Origin of the sequence: Virgibacillus sp. LDC1 (genome assembly GCF_025792345.1) — a bacterium.
GTDB classification, from domain to species: Bacteria; Bacillota; Bacilli; order Paenibacillales; family Paenibacillaceae; genus Paenibacillus_AQ; species Paenibacillus_AQ lautus.
This window is the reverse complement of sequence record NZ_JAOXLZ010000002.1, coordinates 428655-450357: the sequence shown is the minus strand read 5'-3', so window position 1 is coordinate 450357 and position 21703 is coordinate 428655. Positions and strand designations below refer to the sequence as shown.

Below are 21703 nucleotides of genomic sequence, written 5' to 3'. Positions count from 1 at the left end.
TTCGCGCAGCCTTTTTTCACATGTCGCAGACCGCCTTGAAATTCGCTTTTCGTAAAGGAGGAAATCGATGTTCTTCTCATTAAAAAGCCGTCTGATCGCCTTTATCGTCGCACTCTTCGTCCTCTCTTTCGGCACGCTCTCCTTCCTGCTATTTACGGAATCACGCACCGTGATCCGCTCCTACATCGAATCCTCGGCTCTTGAAAAGATGGAGGAATACGGTTCCTATGTGGATATGGTCCAGATGCAAATTTATGATGTCGCTTCCCTGGTCTTCAACAGTGACACGGCCAAGAACTGGGATAACGCCATCCGCGATCCGCAGCTGCCCGAAGGCGAGAAAATGCTCGCCAACCTTGCCATGAGCCGCTTCCTGACCCAGGCGACCAACAGCTACACCAGTATCTCCGATGTATCCATCTACCGGCGCAGCGGGCTTCGGATCGGCGGCGAAAACCAAGTCGTAAGTGACCCTGCCTTTTTGCGGGAATCGTGGTACACAAATTTCTTCGCGTCCGGGGACCGATGGCTGCCAGCGCATATGGATCAACATGAACGCGTCCGGGATCACGGTAATCCCGTCGTCAGCCTGCTGATGCCCATCGGAACCTTCCATCATGCCACGGCCCAGAACGTGATGAAGGTTAACGTCAGCGAGTCTTATTTTCTGGAGCCGCTCAACCGGATCCATCTGGCCAAGAACAGCACGATTTTTCTGTTGAACGAGCAAGGAAACCCGATTTTATCCCAGCAGGCACATGAACTTGGCGCCGGAGCCCTATCGGAGATCGATCGCATTCGAAGCGGCCCGCTGAAATCGGGCGTCGTCTATCTAACCAACGATGAGGGACAGCGAGACATTCTGGTATACAAAAAGCTGGGGCGCACCGGCTGGATGCTGGCCGGCCTGGCGCCGGAAAAGGAGCTGTACTCTTCCCTTCACAAGCTTCAGAGCACGATTATGGTGGTCACGGTCGTTCTGATCCTGGTCTCCCTGTTTGCCGCCGCATGGCTTTCCTATGGCGTCACCAAGCCTTTAACGCGCCTGGTTCTGGCGATGAGGCAGGTGCAGCGCGGAGCATTCGACCAGGCGGAGTCCCTTCTGCCCCCTGACAAAAACGTAAAAAGCGAGGTCAGTTACGTCATCTCCACCTTCCGCTATATGGTCAGCCGCCTGCGGCAGCATATCCAGAACGAATTCGAGCTGAAGCTGCTCCGCCAGCAAGCGGAATATAAAGCGCTGCTCATGCAGATCAATCCCCACTTCATGTTTAACACCCTGGAGCTGGTGAGCAGTCTTGCCATCCAGCGCCGGACGGACGATACCGTGCAGGTGATCGAAGACCTGGGCAAAATGATGCGCTTCTCCATGAATACCAGCGACGACCGGGTCCCCCTAGCCGAAGAGCTGGCTTATGTCCGCCGCTATATCTCCATTCTGCAAACCCGCTTCGGGCATAAACTCGACATCACCGTCCACGAGGAAGGCCGGCTGGATTCGCTGGTGATAATCAAGTTCATTCTCCAGCCGCTGATCGAGAATGCGGTCAAATACAGCTTTCAGCATCAGACCACGGCACAGGTGAACATCAGGATCAGCAGGCAGGGCACCCGCCTGCATCTCCACGTCGCGGATAACGGTCCCGGCATGCCCCCCGAGATCATCCGCAAGCTCCAGGATCCCGCGGCGGCCTCCCAATTGGAGCCGATCCTCCGAAGCGAGAGCTGGCACATTGGACTCGGCAACGTGATTGCACGCTGCCGCTTGCATTACGGCGACTTATTTGCCGTTGATATCCGGAACGGGAACGAAGCGGGCACATGCATCGAACTGATTCTACCGGTACAGGAGGAATATCATGTACAACGTATTGATCGCAGATGACGAGATCGAAGTTCGTGAAGGACTGAAGCTGAAAGTCGACTGGGAAGGCATGGGCTTTGCCATTTCGGGGGAGGCCGCGAACGGCCTGGAAGCCGAAGAGCTCTTGAAATCCCATTCGTATGACCTGCTCATTACCGACATGAACATGCCCGTCATGGACGGCGTCCAGCTGCTGGACATTTGCCGGAGCTACAATCCGTCCATCCAGATCATCATCATTACCGGATACGAGGATTTCCAATACGCCAGAGCGGGTGTCCGCAGCCAGGCCATGGATTACTTGCTGAAGCCCGTCACCCGGGACGATCTGAAATCCGCCGTAAACAAAATCAAACAGGAATTGGATAAGAACCGCAAGGTACGGGACGATTCGGAAATGATGCAATGGCGGCTATCCCAGTATTACAAAGAAATGAAGGAACGCTTCCTGCTGGATCTCGTGCACGGCAGCCGCCTGCCCCCCTCTTCCCTGCCGGAACGGATTCGACTGTTCCACCTGGAGGATTGGCAGGACGGCCGCGTATGCTTCATCACCGCAGGCATGAGGGAATCCGGCATGCAGAAAGCGCCTCAAGGCCGCGCGCCCGAGCAGCTCCGCCTTCCGTTCGAATTGGTCTGCCATGAAATCGCCGAGTCTTATCCGGGCGGCGTTCAAGTGTTTCATGATGCAGCTCATCCCGGCATCATGAATTTCATTGCGCTTGACGGCATTCAGCACGAATTCGCGGACAAACTCGCCGCGCAGGCGTCATCGTATTTAACTATAGGGGTGCAGGTGGGATTGGGACTGCCCGTCCTGGGAATTGAGCGCTGGAAAGAGGGTTATATCCATTCCCTCCTGGCCTGGAATCTGGCAGGACGCCAGAACGGACCCGATCGGGCACCCGTAACCGACCAAAGTCCGTTGCTGTCGGAAGAAACAAGCCGAGCACTTCATCGCTGCCTGATCCGGGGCGAGCTGGAATCCTTCCGCAGCATGATTCGGAGGGAGCTGCGCGAGGCATTCCGGCTATCGCCTTCCCGCTTGGTACGAAGCCTTTTTCAAATCACGCTGATTATGGAATCCGCCGCTGTGGACTACATACGGCATTCACAGGGTGGGGAGCCTCTATGGATTTCACCTGAATGGGTTTTATGGCTGGAAACCCCGGAGCAGGCGGAACGTCTGCTGATGCAATGGGCACAGGATTTTGTGGAACAGCACCAGGAATCCGGAGACAGAGGCGCTACCCTGATTGAATCCGCCAAGCGGTATATCGAGGAGAATTACATGCAGGAATTGTCGCTGACCTCGCTGGCCGAGCAGTATAACTACCACCCTACCTACTTCTCGGAAATGTTCAAGGAAGGGGCTGGGGTCTCGTTTATTCAGTACGTTACGGAAGTTCGGATGAAACACGCCGTACGCCTGCTGCAGGAGACCCGATTGACGGTATGGGACATAGCTGAGCTGACGGGCTTCTCTTCACCCGGCTATTTCAGCTCCAAATTCAAAAAAATGTTCAATCAAAGCCCTTCCGAGTTCCGACTATCGCAATCCGAAAAAATCGAACACGATGATCCGAAGAAATGAGATTCCGGCCTCTCTCCTTCCCCGGTATGATGAGTTTATTAGGCGAACTGCCACACTATTGTAAGCGGCTTCAATCCACAAGGTAACCGCCCATTCTCATCCATCCTGAAGGGAGGCACATTATGAGAAAGCTGTCCAAGCCCTTATACGGCCAGCAGAATAAGACAGCCTACTTGTTTCTTCTGCCTTGGCTCATCGGTTTCTTCTGTCTGACGCTGGGGCCGATGATTGCATCGCTGTACTTATCCATGACCAAATTCAACCTGCTGTCATCGCCGACTTGGACCGGACTCAGCAATTATGTTCAGATTTTTACCGAAGACGATACGTTTCAAAGATCCTTGTGGCTGACATTCTACTACGTGTTCTTATCCGTGCCGCTGAGACTTGCGTTCGCGCTGCTGATCGCCATGGCCTTGAACAAGGGCATACGCGGACTCGGCATCTACCGGACCGTATATTACATTCCCTCCCTATTGGGAGGCAGCGTTGCCATTGCCATCGTCTGGCGCCAAATCTTTGACGGCAGCGGACTGGTCAATCAGTTCCTCGGCTGGTTCGGCATCACGGGCCCCTCGTGGATCGCCCACCCCGACTATGTGGTGTATACGATTATCACGCTGTCCGTCTGGCAGTTCGGATCGGCCATGGTTATCTTCCTTGCCGGTCTGAAACAGATTCCGACGGATTTATATGAAGCATCCGGCGTAGACGGTGCCGGAAAGATCCGCCAGTTCTTCGGCATCACGCTGCCGATGCTGTCACCCGTTATCTTTTTCAACCTGATCATGAGCATGATCAATTCGTTCCAAGCCTTCACGCCCGCCTACGTCATCGGGGACGGGCGGGGAGGACCACTCGACGCCACGATGTTCTACACCTTGTATCTGTATCTGAAAGGCTTCTCGTTCTTCGATATGGGTTATGCCTCGGCCCTGGCATGGATCATGCTGGTCATCATCGGGGTGTTCACCGGAATTGTTTTTCTTACATCAAAATTCTGGGTCTTCTACGGGGATAACCAGGAAGGGAGGTAATGGATATGCCGCTTAAGCGACAACTGGTTCAAGCCGGGAGGCATGCCGCCATTATCCTCCTCGGCATGCTCATGCTGTATCCGGTGCTGTGGCTCGTCTTCAGCTCATTTAAACCGAATCATCTCATCTTTACCAACAGCAGCCTCATTCCGACTGCCTTCACGCTGGATCATTACGTGAACGGCTGGAGCGGACTTCAGGGCATTTCCTTCGGCCGATTCTTCGGCAACTCCGTGCTGATCTCGGTCATGAGCGTCATCGGGAACATCGTCTCTTGTTCCCTTGCAGCCTATGCCTTCTCCAGATTGAAGTTTAAGTTCAAAGGCCTGTGGTTCAGCATCATGCTGGTGACGATTATGCTGCCTTACCACGTGACGCTCGTGCCCCAATACATTCTGTATAACGAACTTCATTGGATCAATACGTATTTTCCGCTCATTCTGCCCAAATGGCTGGCGCATGACTCCTTCTTCATTCTGCTGATGGTTCAGTTCATCCGCGGCATTCCACGGGAGCTGGACGAGAGCGCGACCATTGACGGCTGCGGACAATCGCAGATCTTCTTCCGCATCGTGGTGCCGCTTCTCGTTCCTGCACTGATTACGACGGCCATCTTCACCTTCATCTGGAGCTGGGACGACTTCTTCAGCCAGATGATCTATTTAAGCAAGATTGATTTATTCACCGTACAGCTGGGGATCCGATCCCTGTTCGATCCTTCGGGGCAATCGGATTGGGGGGCGCTGCTCGCCATGTCCACGCTGTCGCTGCTGCCTGTGACAATCATCTTTCTGGTGTTTCAACGGTATTTTCTCGAAGGCATTGCCACGACCGGCCTGAAATAGTCTCAGAAGCTCTGTCGTGCGAAGTCATGCTGCAAATGAACCAATTATGATTAGACTGGGGGATTATCCATGTTGAAAAAATGTTTCGTTGGAATGTTGGCTTCACTCCTGTTATTCGTCACCGCCTGTTCCGGAACGGATCACACGGGAGAAGCCGGGAGTACGAACGCAGGGGCTGAGCCGACCGGCCAGGTCGAGCTGCGTTTGATGTGGTGGGGCGACCAGAAACGGGCCGATATTACGAACGAAGCCCTGAAGGTGTTCCAGAACAAACACCCGAACATCAAAATCGTCGGCGAATTCTCGCCTTCCTCTGGATATTTCGATAAGCTGAACACCCAGCTCGCTTCCGGCACCGCCCCGGATATCTTCTTCCTGGGCGGAAACGTGGTGGACTATGCCAAAAAAGATGTGCTGCTGAACCTGGATCCGTATGTCGGCAGCGAACTGAAGCTGGACGGCATGGATGCCACCATGGTGGAATACGGCCGGCTGGACGGGAAGCTGCAGCATATTTCGGCCGGCGCAAACGCCCGGGGAATCGTCATCAACAAGGCGCTGTTTGAAAAGGCAGGCATTCCTCTGCCGGAGCAGGATTGGGATTGGGAGGAATTTGCCGCCATCAGCAAAGAACTGTCCGACAAGCTCGGCGACGGCGTATACGGCACCTATAATTTCACCGTCGACGGAATGGATATCTTCCTGAAGCAGCGCGGAAAACAGCTGTATGATATGGAGAACGGAAAGCTCGGCTTCGCGAAGGAAGACATTCAGGAATGGTTCGAGTATTGGGAGCAGGCCTCGAAGGCCGGCGGTGTCGTTATGCCTGAACTTCAGGTGTCCAATCCGCACGATGATACCAGCAAATCATTGTTGATTACGGGCAAAGCCGCCATGAGCCTCCTCCCTTCCAATCAGCTGGCTGCGTTCCAGAGCCTGACGGAAGATCCGCTCATTCTCCATCCGGTACCAAGAGGTCCGAAGGGTACGGGCGTGGTATTCGAGTCCAGCCAAGGACTATCCGGATATGCCAACACCAAGCATCCGAAGGAAGTCGCTACGCTTATGGACTTCTGGATCAACGATCCCGAAGCGGCCAAAATCCTCGGCAACGACCGCGGCGTGCCGGTAACGGAAGCCAATCGCAACCTGCTCCAGGAGGAAGCGGGTCCTGTGGAGGAGATTGTGTACAATTATACGAGCCTCGTATCGGAAGCCACGAAGACCGAGCCTTTTGACGTGAGTTATAATCCGCCGGGATTCGCCGAGTTCTCCAAGCTGGCCCAGACGACGACCCAGGAGATCGGTTTCGGCCGGAAAAACGTCGAGCAGGCCGTTGCGGACTTCTACAACGGCACCGTGCGCATATTTGAATCGAATCAATAACAAGCTTTCAAGGAGGCGGACATGACAGAAGCTATGCTGGACCGGCTGCGCCGGATTTCGATACGGGATCAGGTGCAGACGGGCAAACCGGAAGACCGGAAGCTGCTGCAGGAATGGCAGGCCACAGGCGTCCGATTCGCGGCAGCAGGCGGACAGCTGGAAGCAGCTTATTATACCGCACTGGAGAAGCTGCTGGCCTGCATTGTGCCGATGAACGGCAGCGATCCGATTCTGCAAGAAGGAGGAATCTATCTCGGCTGCTGGCTGGAGAGCACCGGCACCATCAACGCGGAACTGCTATCGCGACTGATCCCCTCGGTATCGAAAACAACCTACCTGGCGTTTGCGGATCAGCAAAGAGAGGATGGGCTGCTCCCTTATAAACTGACGGAGAACGGGCCGTCGTTCCGCCAGATCCAGCTCGTCACGCCGCTGGCACGCTGCGTCTGGAACCACTACGAGCTTCATGGAAGGGATCTCCCCTTCCTGAAGACCATGTACCAAGCCATGTCGCGTTACGACGACTGGATCGCGCGTTACCGCAACAGCCGGGGGACCGGCTGCGTGGAGGCTTTCAGCACCTTTGATACCGGGCATGATCTGTCGCCCAGGTTCTGGCATGTTCCGGATACGCCCTATAGGAATGATGCCGCTGCCTTCCACCCGGACTCCCCGGTGCTGCCCTTCTTGGCACCGGATTTGACCGCCAACATCTACTGCCAGCGCCTGTATTTGGCCCGCATGGCCGAAGAGCTCGGCGAATCCGGAGCCGATTGGAGGGCCAAAGCCGAAGCCAGCCTGGATAACCTCCTCCGCTACTGTTATGACGAGGAGGATCAATTCTTCTACGACCGGGATCGGAACGACGAGCTGGTCAGGGTTCAATCCGACGTGCTGCTGCGCGTGATGGCCTGCGAAGTGGGCGACCGCGGGCTGTTTGACGACATGCTGCACCGGTATTTGCTGAATACGAGCAAATTCTTCGCCAAATATCCGTTTACGTCCCTGGCGATGGACGATCCGCGGTTCGATCCATCCTCCTCTTATAACAGCTGGGGCGGTCCGTCCAATTTCTTGAGCTTGATCCGGGCGCCGCACGCCTTTGAACATCACCATCGCTATGTCGAGCTTACCTGGGTACTGCAGCCGATTCTGTCCGCCTTGTCCAAGGCGAAACGCTTCTCGCAAACCTTGAGCCCCTGGACCGGTGAAGAGGGCTTCACCGAGACGTATTCCCCTTCCATTCTGTGTCTGCTGGATTACGTGGAACGACTCTGCGGCATCATGCCGATCGGATCGAATCGGCTGTGGTTTACGGGACTGCTCCCGGTCGACATGGACCATGGAGAAGAAGTTGCCGGAAACACGGCATATGGCCGAACCGTGAACGGGCTGCACTACGAACTGGTGAATACCCCGGACAACGTTACCGTATTCCGGGAAGGCCGCGTTCATATTCAAGGCCCCGCCGGGATTCGGCTGGTCACGGACCGCAGCGGACAATTGGAGGGCGTGATCGGCATGAGCGTGCGCACCATTGAAGGCGAGCTTCGCTATCAAGGCACGTCCATACCGATCCGGATCAAAGGCAATGAAATGCAGCTGTATTCAGACGGAGATTTGAAGACGGAGAGGGATATCGGCATCATCTATCCTTCCTATCGTTAAATTGAAGGAGGTGAACGCTTACGCATGAAAACTGGAGACATTCAGCTGCGGGACCCCTACGTACTGCCTGATCCGGAACAACGAATATACTATATGTACGGCAGCACCGACAAAAATATATGGAGAGAAGGAACCGGCTTCGATGTCTATATAAGCCGGGATCTAAGCGATTGGGAAGGCCCTTATACGGTCTTTCGCAAACCGGACGATTTCTTCGCTGACGTGAACTTCTGGGCGCCGGAAGTCTACCCGTACCATGGGCGATACATCATGTTTGCCACCTTCCGCCGAAAAGATAACGATCGGCTGGGCACCGCGGTCCTGTCGGCAGATGAGCCGACAGGCCCTTTCTCCCTCCATAGCGAGGGGCCGGTGACCCCCGCCGACTGGAGTTCCCTGGACGGCACGCTGTATATGGACGAAGCGGATCAGCCGTGGATGGTGTTCTGCCACGAGTGGCAGCAGGTCGGCGACGGTGAGATCTGCGCCATGCGCCTGAGTCCCGATCTCACAGAGGCCGCCTCGGAGCCCGTGACCCTGTTTTGCGCCTCCGAGGCCGATTGGGCCACGCCGTTCCACTCGCCCCGCTTTCCCGGATCGGGCAACTATGTGACGGACGGCCCGTTTCTGTTCCGGACAACGTCGGGAAGTCTGCTCATGGTATGGGCCAGCTTTGTGGATGGCCGATACGCGCTCGGCGTTGCCAAGTCGCCAACCGGCAAGCTATGCGGGCCTTGGCTTCAAGAGCCCGAACCCTTATATTCCAGCGACGGCGGGCACGGCATGGTGTTCCGTACTTGGGAGGGGGAGCTGATGCTGACCGTGCATACCCCGAACCGGACGCCGGATGAACGGCCGATCTTTATCCCCGTCGTGGAGGATGGAGACAGCATCAAATTGGATGGGATGTATCGGGAAACACGAAGGGCCGAGTAAAATCTTTATACGAAAAAGCCGCTCTCCATGAAGATGGCAGAGCGGCCCTTTTTTATAGGTTTTTGTTTCCCGAAATCATGCTTTACTATCCTGTATACACCAAAGGGAAGCCGTACGCGTACGGCCTCCCTCTACACTCATTTATTACAGCTTCACGATTTTACCGGTCTCTTGGGACTCGAATGCACCCAGGATCACGTTCAAGGAACGCAGTCCTTCCTCACCGGAAATGCTAGGAGGCGTGTTGGTGAGAATGGATTCGACAAAAGCGTCGATGACGCCGCTCGGAACCTGCTTCTCATTAGTTGCCATGGCGCCGACCTTGTAAGTTTCCACCGTACCGTCGGTCAGCTCCACAACCACCTCGTCACCGTTAACGGTACCGATCTTCATGGCACCTTTCTCGCACCACAATACCGTTCCGTTATCGCCGGATCTGTAATGCGTCCAGCTTGCCATCAGCGTGCCCACGGCCCCGCTCTTCATGCGAACGATGCAAGTCGCGTTGTCGTCCACATCAGTTCCTTCTTTATGGACCGTACCGATAAAACCGGCCACTTCCACGATTTCATCGTTCAATAAATAACGGATAAAGTCGGATTTATGCACGCCGAGATCGCCCATCGCGCCCATAATCGCTTCTTCTTTGCGGAAGAACCAGCTGTCTCGTCCGTCCAGACTCCAGCTCTCCGGACCGCCGTGGCCGAAGGAAGTACGGAAGGTAAGCACCTTTCCGAGTTTGCCGGAATCCAGAATTTCCTTCGCTTTTACGTGCGGAGGCATGAGACGCTGATTGTGGCCGACCATCAGGTACACCCCGTTCTTGCGGGCTGCCTCGATCATTTGCTCTCCCTCTTCAGCCGTTGTTGCCATCGGCTTCTCCACCAGCACATGAAGGCCGGCATTCGCAGCCGCGATGCTCATTGGAGCATGCAGATAGTTCGGCGTACATACGCTAACGGCGTCGAGCTTCTCGTTCTTCAGCAGTTCTTGATAGTCTGTATAGGCTTTACCGCCATACTGGGCTGCCATCTCTTCAGCGCGTTCCTTTACCGGATCGGCAAAAGCAACCAGCTCCACGTTAGCATTGTTCGCATATTCAGGAATATGTCTGCGCTGGGCGATTGCGCCGCAGCCAAACACAGCCACTTTAATTTTACTCATTGAAAGTCTCCTTTGTGCTAATAGATTAAAATTGGTTCAGGTAGTTCTGCTTCAGCCAGTTCATGCTGTTCTCCACGCTTACCAGCGGCGGATTCTGACATACGTCCTGCTCGACGATCAGCCACTCCGTGCCTGCGTCGGATGCAGCCTGAATGACACCTGGCAGGTTAACCGAGCCTTGGCTCAGCTCCAGCGTCTTCATGTTGCCTTCCGCATCCTTGCTGAAGTCTTTCAGGTGAAGCAGCGGAAGACGTCCAGCGTATTTCGGAATGTAGGCAAGCGGATCTTGTCCGGCGAATTGTACCCAGCATACGTCCATCTCCACTTGCACGGCTTCCGGCGTCGTTGCGGAATACATCGCATCAAAGACGAACTGGCCATCGACCTCGGCTTCGAATTCAAATGCATGGTTATGATATCCAAAGATCAATCCCTGCTTGCGAGCTTCAGCCCCTACTTCCTCCAGGAAGGAGAAGAGGTTCTTCCAATCCTCGGCATCTTTACGATCTTCTTCGGCTACATATGGACACATCATATATTTAGCACCAATGGTTTTCAGGTAATCAATTTCCTTCTGCAGATCTGCACGAAGCAGATGCAGGCCTACGTGACTGCCGATCGCTTTCAGGCCAAGCTCTTGAAGAAGCGTTTTCATTTCCTCGGCTGGAATGTCTCCATACCCTGCGAATTCCACGCCTTCATAACCCAATTCAGCCACTTTGCGGAGCGTACCGCGGAAATCCTGTGCCGTTTCATCGCGCAGCGTATACATTTGCAAACCAATGTTCATTCTTCTCATTATAGCGCACCTCGATTCCAAAAATGAGTTACTGCTCTATCTGCTACTATCATACATGCAAATAGGCTAAAATGAACATAAACAATATTGCTGCAACATGAACTATCTGCTTATATTTTTTCTGGGGGTTGTTACCATTATGGAAGCAAGGCTGCTCATTTGCGACTATTCCTATCACTTTCAGCAATTCAGCAACAGCCATCGGGGCGGATTGACAACTTATCTGTTCCGCCTCCAAACCGAAGGCTCCTGCGAAATCTACTGCAACGGCATCGAGCACCACGTGCAGGCAGGCGACCTGCTGCTGCTGAAGCCCGGCGATGAATACGAGCTGCGTGTGAAGGAAGACGGCGAGGATGGCCGCGTGTCCAGCGGGGATTATTTTATATTCTGCGATGGCTCCTGGATTGATGATTGGTGGAATCGGATTTCCCGCCCTGTCGTCAGTCACGTCGGGCTCGACGATTATTTGCTGGGTCTGTGGAGACAGATGCTGCTGGAGAAGCGGCGCGGACTTGAAGGGGAAATCGGGGAGCTGACCGACTACCTGCTGCGCAGTCTCTGCCTCTGCCTGGACCGCGCCATTTCCGAGATCAAGCCGACCGATCGCCTTGCCTTCACCGCCCTGCGGCTGAAGCGATTCGTGGAGGAGCATGCCACCCTAACCTTCAAACTGGAGGAGGCTGCTTCCCATGTCGGGCTCAGCTTATCCCGGGCGGTTAAACTGTTCAAGGAGTATTACGGAAAAACCATGATTCAGTATGCCTTGGAGATCAGGCTGAACGCAGCCGTCGAGCGTATCAAATACAGCACGATGACGCTGGAGGAAATCGCGGAAACCTGCGGCTTCGCAAGCTACTCCTATTTTCACCGAGTATTCCGAGCCAACTATGGCATGTCCCCGGTCAAATTCAGGGAAACGGCAACGGTGCCGGCAAGGCCGGCCCAGGAGAAAAGCCCCCGATGATTTTTTTCTTCTATAATATAAAGAAGCAGCCCATGCTCATCCTTGAAGGTAGGAACTAGGCTGCTTTGCACTTTAGTAACTCGAAATATGCTCCAACTGCTTTTTCCGGCCACATCCATTCATAGCATCGCGGCCCCGGCGGCAGCGAAGACCAGCATGAAATAAACGCAGACCCATACCAGATGATTGCGATTCCACTCCCGCGGCTTGATCTCGACCGCGTACGGGAGCAGCCAGAGGAAGCTGGCGACAAACCATGCAGCGGAGACTATTCCGATAAGCAGCAGTTTCTTTCCTTGCTCGTATTGCAAGACAGGGTCCATCCCGTTAAAACGGATCAGCGAGCCGCTGGTCAAGGTACAGGAATAAGCCAACACCATGAACACGGCCACAATCAAAAGCGTGCCGATAACCTTGAGCCCGTCCGGAGCCAGGAAATTCGGCCGTCTCCCTTTTTTTCCGGAAAAGCCGATCAAAAAGAATACAAATCCGACCAAAATAGCCACACCTGCTCCTGAAGCGACAATGCCTCCGGAAATGGCAGCTGCCAAGGCTAGAATCGAAACCATCATCTCGTCTTTCCCTCTCTTTCGTACCTGCTGAACCGTACTGCGTGTGCTTGAAATTGAAATCGTGTGAAGGAGCACTAAATTTCCATAGGTAACGCACAATGACTGTGCAGATCGTATCGATCTAATTACTCACATCCGTCGTATCATCCATCCGGGCAGCCCGCATCGGTGAGAACACTAACCAAACTCCGACTACAGCCAGTCCGGTGATAACAACGCCTAATGCAGTGCGAAATCCATATACATCAGCGATTAAGCCACCCAGAGGCGCTCCAATAACGATCATACTGCGGTTGATAGACCTCATGGTGGCATTCATACGCCCATGCAAGTGTGCAGGTGTGATCGTCTGCCGGTAACCCATCTCAATCGGACCCTCAATGCCTAATGCAAATCCATAAAACAGTTGCCCAAATCCGATCAAGAGGAAGGTCTGAATCGACAGATTACCGTCGTCAGTGGATGGTGCCAGAACCATGAACAGGACCGCAGGTGCATACAAAAGTCTGGCAAACGTGATGCTGCGTCCTATTCCAAATCGCTTGCTGACCCGGGTTGATAACGTCGTGCCTATAACAGCGCCAATCCCGGCTGATGTCATGACCAGTCCCAGGGTTGACGCGCTAAACCCTAATTCGGTGAGAGCGTAAGTTACCAGCACCGTACCCAGCATACTGTTAAATAGAAACCACACATGGGTATTGAGTGCCAGCGTGCTAAGAAACGGATGCCGGTAAACCCAGCGCAATCCTTCCTTTATCAATTCAACTATGCGTTCATTCGAGGCCTTTTCCTGCATGGGCTGATGTTTAATGAAAGCCATAACCAGCCCTGAAAACAGATACGAAGCTGCGTTAACCAAGATGGCAAACGGAGCGGTAATGACGGAGACTAATAAACCGGCAGCTGCGGGGCCGCTGGTTTCCGCAACGGCTGCGCTTTGCTCCAACCGTGCATAAGCGGGCAATAACAACCTTCTCGGCACGAGTTGGGGCACAATAGATTGAGATGCAGCATCATTGAATAACGACATCGTCCCGAAGAGTATCATGATGATCATCAGAATGCCCACATGGATTCCATCGAATAATGCCAGTAGGCAAATCGCTACGAGCAAGATCCCCCGTCCCAAATCGGTCAGTACCAGGATGTTCCGACGACTGACGCGATCAATAATCACTCCCGCCACCAATCCCAGCAGCACATAGGGTAGCCACCTCGAGGAATTGATCCAGCCCACATCAACGGTACTGCCTTCCAGGTTAACCACCACCAGCACTTGGAGAGCAAGTGTGGTTATATACGTGCCAAAATATGAAATGGTGGAGGCTAACCAAAAAAATACGTAACTCTTATTGTTGGTGAGATTCATCTCTAACCTCCATCTGAGCGCCGTATTTTTCGGGTTAATTGTATATTGGAGTCACCGCTGAATGAAGTCACGAGCGCTATAACTAGTTAGATTGTAGCATATCTGTAACAGATAGAGTCGTACTCATTCCAATCGTTCCACGATCAAACCAGGGGGCGACTTATCGAGAATGATGTGTATGTTTCTAACGATCTACTCCAAGGAATTCGTTATAACGTTTCCCTTAAAAATATCATATCCGAGTTCCTGCAGAACCTTCACAGCATCTTCAACAGGCAGCTTGGGAAGATGAAACTCCTGATCGATGACCTCTCGCAGCTCGCTGAGATCGGATAAAATACGCTTTTCCACCTTCCCGTTTGCATGCCGGATACTCAGCACATTGTCGACCAGGGACAGCGAGCGCTGCTGATCCAATTGCCACAGCTGACAGCGTAATGAAGAGGTGAAGAGATCATTCGGTTTAAAATAGGCAGCAATGGCCGGTTGGAAATCATCGAATTGATACGTTTTCCTCGTATCGAACGACCAAACCAATTCTGTCAGCAGCCGACCATCCACATACCGATAGTACGTATACGTTCCGGGTTCATCCCCTTGGCGCAATCTGACTTCAATCCCGGCATATCGGGAAACATGATCGGGATCGGTCTCCAAACGAACGGGTTCGAAAAAAGGTGCGGAGTTTCCACAATCCACGTACACTTCTTCGCTTTCGTTGGGCAGACGAACAAGCAATCCAACATGCCCTCCGCCCAGCAACGTATAACGGGTTTGGAAACCAAGCTGGTTCAACAGCTGATGAAGACTGCTGTTGATCATATAACAAGTACCTCCCGCATTCAGCTGCCAAAGCTGATTTACAAACCTCCGCTCATCCTGCTCCAGCCTGCCTTTTTGATGATACTCTTGATACTGCAGCAACGTGGTCATGTTCTCGAAAGGAATCCGCTGATGATGCGCGGTGCAAATTTCAGTCAAATATTCCAATGAAGGTTCCTTTACCGGAACTTGAATATATTGCAAATAATCGGTGGCCCATTCAGGTAATCGCTCTTGCTCCGTCACGAGGTTCACGCTCCCTTATCAGATGTTGATATATTCTCTATTTTAAAGATTTCGCATCTGAATACCTCGTACGAACGACGGTTTGATCTATACAAAAATGGTCTTACCTATAGGTAAGACCATCTTTTACGACTAAAGTCTAACATTCATGTATTCTTGCGGCACTCATGGATTTCTCGTGATTTAAGAGCCATTGTTTACGGGATAGTCCTCCGCCGTATCCGCCCAATTCGCCGCTCGTATTGATCACGCGGTGGCATGGGATGACGATTGCGAGCTGGTTGGCGCCATTCGCTTGGGCAACGGCACGATAGGCGGTGGGTCTTCCCATCGTTGCTGCGATCTCGCCGTACGAAGATGTTTGCCCAGGCGGAATCTGCAGCAGCTGGTCCCATACTTCTTTTTGAAATGGCGATCCCAACAGGAACAAGGGCGTTTTGAATTCCGTTAAATTCCCGTTAAAATACGCGCCGAGTTCAAGCTCAATCGAGCGGATCGGGGCTGTGTAACCCGGAATGATTGCCGACTTGGTCCTCACCCTTAGACGTTCAACCTCTCGCTCCAAGCCCCGGCGATCTACGAATTCAAGCAAATACAGCGCTTCTTCATCTGCGATGGCCATCATCGGTCCTAGACGCGTGTCGAGCCATGATGCTTTTAAAACATGGTGATGCCCGGGCCGGGTAGGCGCTGCGCCCATAATCCGCGAAAAGGCGTCCCGGAATCCGCTGCTGGACTCATAACCGGTTGACAGCTGCGCATCCATGACGGTATGCCCCTCCCGGATTTGCTTCAGGGCAAGTCCCATCCGCCGGGCCCGTGCATATTCGACAAACGTCATCCCAAACCGCTTTTTGAATTGGCGTCTTGCCGTTGAGGCATCCACGGACAACTTCTGAAAGTCCTGGTTGGTCCATCTTTTCTCCGGATTCTCCTCTACCGCGTCTACAAGCAGCCGGACAAGTTCCGATACCTGATTGGGATGCGAAAGCGGACGGCATCGTTTACAGGGACGGAAGGAAGCAAGCAGCGCTTCTTCAGCCGTCTCATAAAATTCGCAGTTCTCGATTTTGGGTTTCCTCGCTGGACATGTCGGGCGGCAGAATACACCGGTTGTCTTCACACCCACGTAAAAGACACCTTCGTACTCGGTTTTCTTATCCAGCAGCGCCTGGTAATATTCCTGTTGGTTCGCGGCTGATATCATGTTTGGTTCCTCCCTGTATCTTTTGTTCACTCTATATGGCGATAATGATGTGTGCTGTGCTTCTCCTATTACAAATCAGGTGCCTTACCTTTGTGTTCCTATTATATTTCTTTTGCCTGCATGACGTAGCCGAAAATCGTGCATGAATTTTTTTCGGTTGGCAACGCAGACTTACCACGATCACGAGCGAATAAGAAAAACGTCTATCGACGTACCTGCACAGATGACAGACCGCAGTTAGAATAAGTTTTTCTTGCGATATCAGGAAGCCACAAGCTTCGAAGTTTATACTTTCTGATATCTTAAAAAAGCCTCTTCCGAATGCATCGGAAGAGGCTTTTCATGGCAAATATGAAGTGGATTATCCTTAGGACAAACTCCGCTTTACGTTAAAATCGGACGTGCTGGCGATTTAACCTTTGATGGATCCTGCCACCATACCCTTCATGATCTGCTCCTGCAGGATCAGGTAGGCCACGATCGTCGGAATGACCGCGATCGCCATCGCTCCCATCGTCAAGCTGTAATCCGTGCCGAAGCCGTCCGAGAATAAGGACAAGCTGAGCGGCAGCGTCTTCAGCGCCTGCGTATTGATAAATACGAGTGCGAAGGAGAAGTCATTCCAGAATCGGAGAAATGCCAGAATCGATATCGTTGCCACGATTGGCGTACAGAGCGGAAGAATCATTCTGCCGAAGATTCCCCACCAGCCGCTGCCGTCAATCATGGCTGCTTCTTCAATCTCTCTTGGAATGGATGACATGTAGGCCATCGCCAAGAATATTGCGATCGGCAGCTCAAATGCCGTATAAGGCAGAATGAGCGCACCGTACGTGTCGAGCAGGCCGATATTTTTCATCATAATAAACAGGGGCACCAGCGTACTGTGAATCGGAATCAGCAGCCCGGTCGTAAACAACACAACCACCAGCTTTTTGAACCGAAACTCGAATCTGGACAGTACATACGCCGCGAGTACACTGAGCAGGATGGTCAGAACGACGGCTGTAATCGTCACAACCGTTGAATTCAGCATCGCTCTGCCCATATTTCCAAGCTCCCAAGCCCGGAATAAATTCTCGGTCATCCACTCCTTCGGCAAGCCGTAAGGGTTGGTGAAAAAATCCTGATTCGATTTAAACGCGCTCGTAAAAAGCCAGTACAAGGGATAGAGCGTAAGAATCGCATACACAATCAGCAGCAATTTTACGAACCCGGTTAACCCCTTCGTGATGACGCGTTTCCCTGAGGCACTTCCGGTCCCGGTCGTCTGTAAATTCACATCGCTCCCTCCTTCATGTTAACTTGACTTTCTGCGCGTTGCGAAATAGTTAAGCGCGATAAGAATGGCGCTGACGATCATAATCATCGTGGAAACGGCGGAGCCGTAACCGTAACGGTACACGCTGAACGTGCTGTTGTACATATAAGTAGCAAGCAGTTCCGTCGATTGCGCAGGTCCGCCGCCCGTCATGACGATGACATGGTCAAAAGCTTTCAGGCTTCCCGAGATACAGAGCACAATGGTTACGACAACCGTGCTCCAGATCATCGGCAGCGTGATTTGCATCAGCTTGTTCCAGCCGGTGGACCCATCGATTTTGGCCGCATCATGGATTTCCGGTGAAATATTTTGCAGTGCTGCGATAAAGATGACCAGATAAGGGCCGATGTTCGCCCAGTTAATCGGGATCGATATCGCCAGCATATTGACTTTTGGATCGGACAGCCAGGCACGGGTCCAAGACTCCAGACCGAGCATCTCCAGTACATAGTTGGCGATCCCGAACTGAGGATGGTAAATGTAACCCCAGATAAGACCAACGACAACCGTGGAGAGAACCATCGGCATGAAGACGGCAGACCGGATGAACCTGGAGAAGAACGAATTCTTGAACAATACAATAGCCAGAATCAACGCGATTGGAACCTGGCCGATAATGGATGATACGACCAGAATCAGGTTGTTTCGAAGCGCCCGCCAGAAGATCGGATCCTTGAACATCTCTTTATAATTATCAAGGCCGATAAAGGTGGCGTCTCCGAACCCTTTCCAACTGAAAAATCCGTAGTATGCTGACCAGAAGACCGGAATAATGACAAATATCAGAAACAACAGAAGCGCAGGAAGAAGAGCTATGGCTATAAATCCTTTGCTTCTCATTGCTGTAGGCATGGCAGCCTCCTCCCTCCTAATCCTTATGCAGTGGTGAACCTTTTCTTATGGAGTAGCGGATCGGGCTTGCGCATCCTGTAGCTTCTGGGCCACACCTTCGACGGGACCGCCCATCATAATTTCCTGCAGACCGTTGTTGATGACTTCAGCCGCTTCTGCAGACAGATAAGCATCGTATACCGGCGTAATGCCTGTGGATTTCACCAGGTTAAAGGCTTTGTAGTACAAGGAGGTAACTTTGGACTCATCAATTTCGGTATCGTACATGACCATGGAGTTGCTCTCGGCAATCGCTTTTTGCGCTTCCGGTCCGCTCACGGCATAAATCAGTTCAAGCGCCAATTCTTTTGCTTTCCCTTCGGTTCTGCTGCTAAGGGCCAGACCGCCGCCAGCGCCGCCGGAGATGGTGTTAGCCTCACCTTTACCACCAGGAATTGAAGGCAGCGTAGTGACTTCAATATCCTTCATTTGCTCCTCCGAGGAAGAAGCCGCCAGGTTCGTGAGTGTCCATGCACCGCTGATCATCATCGCTGCATTGCCTTGGATGAAATACTGCTCGGCTTGCGTGTTGTCGATGCTGTTGGCACCTTCTTGGAATGCTTTGTTGTCGACGAGCTCTTTGAAATAACCAAGCGCTTCGATAAACTCAGGATCGGTGAATTTCGCGCCATCCTGTGCTGCCGCTTTCTTGAACCATTCGGTGCCTGTCACACGGTCGGCAATCGATCCGATAATGGTGGATTGCGCAACCCATGGTGCTTTGTTTCCAAGCGCGATCGGCGTAATGCCGTTATCGTTGAACGTTTTAACCGCCGCCATCATTTCTTCCCAAGTCGTCGGAACTTTTACGTTATGTTTGTCAAACATTGCTTTGTTGTAGTAGAGAATCGAAGTTGCGGACATGCCTAGTGGAGCGGAGTAGATCTGGCCGTCCTCGAACTCGTATGGATCAAACGCTCCCGGCAGGAATTTATCTTTCCAATCCGAATGAGCATCCAGCACCTCTGTAATCGGCTGAAGCAGTTTCGCCTGATGAAGCTCGGCTGACTGGCTTCCTGCATATACAAAGAATACATCCGGCATTTCATTCGCAGCCGCAACGGTGCTCAGACGTTGACGGTAACCGTCCGGCGGAATCGCTTGTGCATCGAGCGTAACTTCAGGATGATCCTGAGCAAACTGATCGATAAAACTTCGGACTGATTTGGCACGCAGGTCATCACCGGCAAAGTTATGCCAAATGGTCAGCTTGACCTTCTCTTGATTCCCCTCATTTCCCCCCGCCTGCTCCTTGCTTTGCCCGCCTCCGCAAGCTGCAAGGACCAGTGACATCATCAGCAGTACAAGACCTATTTTACGTTTTGGTCTCATGGTCAATCCCCCTTTTTAATATACGAAAATGATGAAGCGTCTTAAGATGATTAGTCCAAGTATATAAAAGGATATAACGCTTACATAGGGGATATAATTCAGTCCATAGAGGGACAAAATTCAGGATTTGCCCGATACTCCGACGGGGTTTGTCCCGTCCATTTCTTGAACAGGCGGTTAAAATACTTAATATCCTCATAACCGATTTCATTCGCGATTTCACTGATTTTGGCTGGCGTTTCCCGCAGCAGGTGCATCGCTTTTCGCAGTTTCGCCTGGGTCACGAATTCGATATAATTCTGCCCGGTTTCCTTCTTGAACATCTCGCTGAAATAGTTGGGGTTCATATGGACATGCTTCGCCACTTGTTGAAGCGACAGGCTCTGCCCCAGATGCTCATGAATGAAGGATATGGCTCGCTGGACAGGACTGGTTGTTGAGACCATATCACGATACTGCTTCATGATGAGCTCAAGGGAATCGACCAGCACCTTCTCCGGCGTCTTTGTCAACTCGCGTATATCGTAAGTCTCTTCCACTTTCACCGGACTGGCATAGCCGATAGACGTAGCAGCCCGTATGAGCCAGCGCTGTGCCGAGATGATCAGGGAATGCAGGTAAGCCTGAACCGAGCCGGGCGTCGCCTGGCCCTGGCTTTGGATGCGTCCCAGCAAATCCGTCACCCATGCCCGCAAGTCGGCGGATTGTCCAGAACGCAGCAGGGAGGACAGCTCGGTTTCTTCTTCCACCGAACATACCGTTCGGATGCCTTTACGTCCTTCGATATCTTCATAACGGATATGCCGTTCCGAATGCAGCAGCCACTCGTACGAGCTGGCTTCCACAGCGGTGCTCAGCGCAACAGGGAGTTCCCGGACACTGGAAACCGGCCGACCGCTGGCTGCCGTAATACGGCAGTCGTGCGCAGATTCCATCTTCCGAAGAGCGGAGTCTACTCGTCCCCATCCACTATTCGGTTCGGTTCGCACCAACAGAAGCAGGGAACCATTCCACTCCAGCCACGCACCATGCAGCCCTTCGGCCATCGCTGTACCGATTAAGCTATGCAGCTCGCCAAGCGCAAAGCGCTCCTCTTCCTCTTGATGTAACGGATGCACCGATAGCATCCAGATCTGCAGCACCGAGCCATTCGTTTCCAATCGCAGCTGAGGATATCGCTCCCATAATTCCGCCTCGGCTTGCCCATCCGGCGGAGCACCGGACGCCAGCAGTCTTCGCAGAAAGCCCCGGCTGACCACCAATTCCTGCGCCTTTCCCTTCGCTTGGCTAAGTCTTCGCTGTATCAATCGCTCTCTTGCTTGTACCGCAGCCTCGATAATTTCCCCGGGCCTGCTCGTCTTCAGCAGGTAATCGCTCACGCCTTCCCGCATCGCCTGCTGCGCATATGAGAATTCATCGTATCCCGAGATGACAATGATTTCGATCTCGGGATACTGCTGCTTGACTTCATGCGCCATATCCAGTCCGCTCAAGCCCGTCATGCGAATGTCGGTAAAAATAATCTCGGGCATTTCAACGGGAATACGCTGAAGGGCTTCCTCCGCTGAAGCCGCGGGCGTCAGCACCGTAAAGCCGTTATCGGCCCAATTGATCACTGTACTCAGACCATTTCGAATGATCACTTCATCATCAACGATCAGTACCTTCAATGTCGCC

Annotated in this window: 18 protein-coding genes; 8 read left to right on the top strand and 10 right to left on the bottom strand. The window is 52.8% G+C overall.

All coding sequences use genetic code 11. The features are described 5' to 3' along the window. The first annotated feature begins 67 nt into the window (after window positions 1–67). The 7 genes from OHJ21_RS22620 (at window position 68) to OHJ21_RS22590 (ending at window position 9330) form a co-directional block, all read left to right on the top strand. Window positions 68–1885, top strand: a complete 1818-nt coding sequence (locus tag OHJ21_RS22620) for a cache domain-containing sensor histidine kinase (RefSeq protein ID WP_394057897.1) — start codon at window positions 68–70, stop codon at window positions 1883–1885. Beyond that, complete coding sequence (locus OHJ21_RS22615) at window positions 1860–3458, top strand: response regulator (protein WP_486021209.1); 1599 nt, start codon at window positions 1860–1862, stop codon at window positions 3456–3458. Before OHJ21_RS22620 ends, OHJ21_RS22615 begins: the two co-directional genes overlap by 26 nt. 122 nt (window positions 3459–3580) lie before the next feature. After that, on the top strand, window positions 3581–4495 hold the full coding sequence (locus OHJ21_RS22610) for a carbohydrate ABC transporter permease (RefSeq protein ID WP_009595490.1): 915 nt from the start codon (window positions 3581–3583) through the stop codon (window positions 4493–4495). Between the two features lie 5 nt (window positions 4496–4500). Beyond that, window positions 4501–5340: a carbohydrate ABC transporter permease gene (locus OHJ21_RS22605; RefSeq protein WP_486021208.1), complete on the top strand. Its 840-nt coding sequence runs from the start codon at window positions 4501–4503 to the stop codon at window positions 5338–5340. Window positions 5341–5409: 69 nt separating this feature from the next. Then, window positions 5410–6726 carry an ABC transporter substrate-binding protein gene (locus tag OHJ21_RS22600; RefSeq protein WP_486021207.1) on the top strand — a complete coding sequence of 439 codons (1317 nt, stop codon included), beginning with the start codon at window positions 5410–5412 and terminating at the stop codon, window positions 6724–6726. Window positions 6727–6747: 21 nt separating this feature from the next. Continuing rightward, window positions 6748–8394 (top strand): MGH1-like glycoside hydrolase domain-containing protein, encoded by a 1647-nt coding sequence (locus OHJ21_RS22595; RefSeq protein WP_486021206.1) that lies wholly within the window; start codon window positions 6748–6750, stop codon window positions 8392–8394. Between the two features lie 24 nt (window positions 8395–8418). After that, entirely contained in the window at window positions 8419–9330 is a 912-nt protein-coding gene (locus OHJ21_RS22590) for a glycoside hydrolase family 43 protein (protein ID WP_394057890.1), read from the top strand. 144 nt (window positions 9331–9474) lie between these two features. Here OHJ21_RS22590 and OHJ21_RS22585 read toward each other — a convergent pair whose 3' ends face one another. Together OHJ21_RS22585 and OHJ21_RS22580 are read right to left on the bottom strand one after the other, a co-directional pair. Next, entirely contained in the window at window positions 9475–10494 is a 1020-nt protein-coding gene (locus tag OHJ21_RS22585) for a Gfo/Idh/MocA family protein (RefSeq protein WP_071222294.1), read from the bottom strand. A gap of 25 nt (window positions 10495–10519) precedes the next feature. Then, window positions 10520–11293, bottom strand: a complete 774-nt coding sequence (locus OHJ21_RS22580; protein WP_100539863.1) for a sugar phosphate isomerase/epimerase family protein — start codon at window positions 11291–11293, stop codon at window positions 10520–10522. A gap of 139 nt (window positions 11294–11432) precedes the next feature. Between OHJ21_RS22580 and OHJ21_RS22575 the strand changes: the two genes are divergently transcribed. Continuing rightward, a complete protein-coding gene (locus OHJ21_RS22575; RefSeq protein WP_486021310.1) occupies window positions 11433–12260 on the top strand; it encodes a helix-turn-helix domain-containing protein in 828 nt (275 codons plus the stop codon). A 119-nt stretch (window positions 12261–12379) separates the two neighbouring features. Here OHJ21_RS22575 and OHJ21_RS22570 read toward each other — a convergent pair whose 3' ends face one another. The 8 genes from OHJ21_RS22570 to OHJ21_RS22535 all read right to left on the bottom strand — a co-directional run bounded on the left by OHJ21_RS22570 (window position 12380) and on the right by OHJ21_RS22535 (window position 21696). Further along, on the bottom strand, window positions 12380–12811 hold the full coding sequence (locus tag OHJ21_RS22570) for a hypothetical protein (protein ID WP_486021205.1): 432 nt from the start codon (window positions 12809–12811) through the stop codon (window positions 12380–12382). 142 nt (window positions 12812–12953) lie between these two features. Next, window positions 12954–14204, bottom strand: a complete 1251-nt coding sequence (locus OHJ21_RS22565; protein ID WP_486021204.1) for an MFS transporter — start codon at window positions 14202–14204, stop codon at window positions 12954–12956. 192 nt (window positions 14205–14396) lie between these two features. Continuing rightward, window positions 14397–15272 (bottom strand): arylamine N-acetyltransferase, encoded by an 876-nt coding sequence (locus OHJ21_RS22560; RefSeq protein ID WP_326111523.1) that lies wholly within the window; start codon window positions 15270–15272, stop codon window positions 14397–14399. Window positions 15273–15411: 139 nt separating this feature from the next. Next, the gene (locus OHJ21_RS22555) at window positions 15412–16479 is read right to left on the bottom strand and encodes a bifunctional transcriptional activator/DNA repair enzyme AdaA (protein WP_394057884.1); all 1068 of its coding nucleotides are present in this window, start codon (window positions 16477–16479) and stop codon (window positions 15412–15414) included. Window positions 16480–16891: 412 nt separating this feature from the next. Further along, window positions 16892–17761 carry a carbohydrate ABC transporter permease gene (locus tag OHJ21_RS22550; RefSeq protein WP_071219105.1) on the bottom strand — a complete coding sequence of 290 codons (870 nt, stop codon included), beginning with the start codon at window positions 17759–17761 and terminating at the stop codon, window positions 16892–16894. A gap of 18 nt (window positions 17762–17779) precedes the next feature. Further along, entirely contained in the window at window positions 17780–18655 is an 876-nt protein-coding gene (locus tag OHJ21_RS22545) for a carbohydrate ABC transporter permease (protein ID WP_076322415.1), read from the bottom strand. A 45-nt stretch (window positions 18656–18700) separates the two neighbouring features. Next, the gene (locus OHJ21_RS22540; protein WP_100539857.1) at window positions 18701–20026 is read right to left on the bottom strand and encodes an extracellular solute-binding protein; all 1326 of its coding nucleotides are present in this window, start codon (window positions 20024–20026) and stop codon (window positions 18701–18703) included. 98 nt (window positions 20027–20124) lie between these two features. Then, window positions 20125–21696 carry a response regulator transcription factor gene (locus OHJ21_RS22535; protein ID WP_486021203.1) on the bottom strand — a complete coding sequence of 524 codons (1572 nt, stop codon included), beginning with the start codon at window positions 21694–21696 and terminating at the stop codon, window positions 20125–20127. Between the last annotated feature and the right edge of the window lie 7 nt (window positions 21697–21703).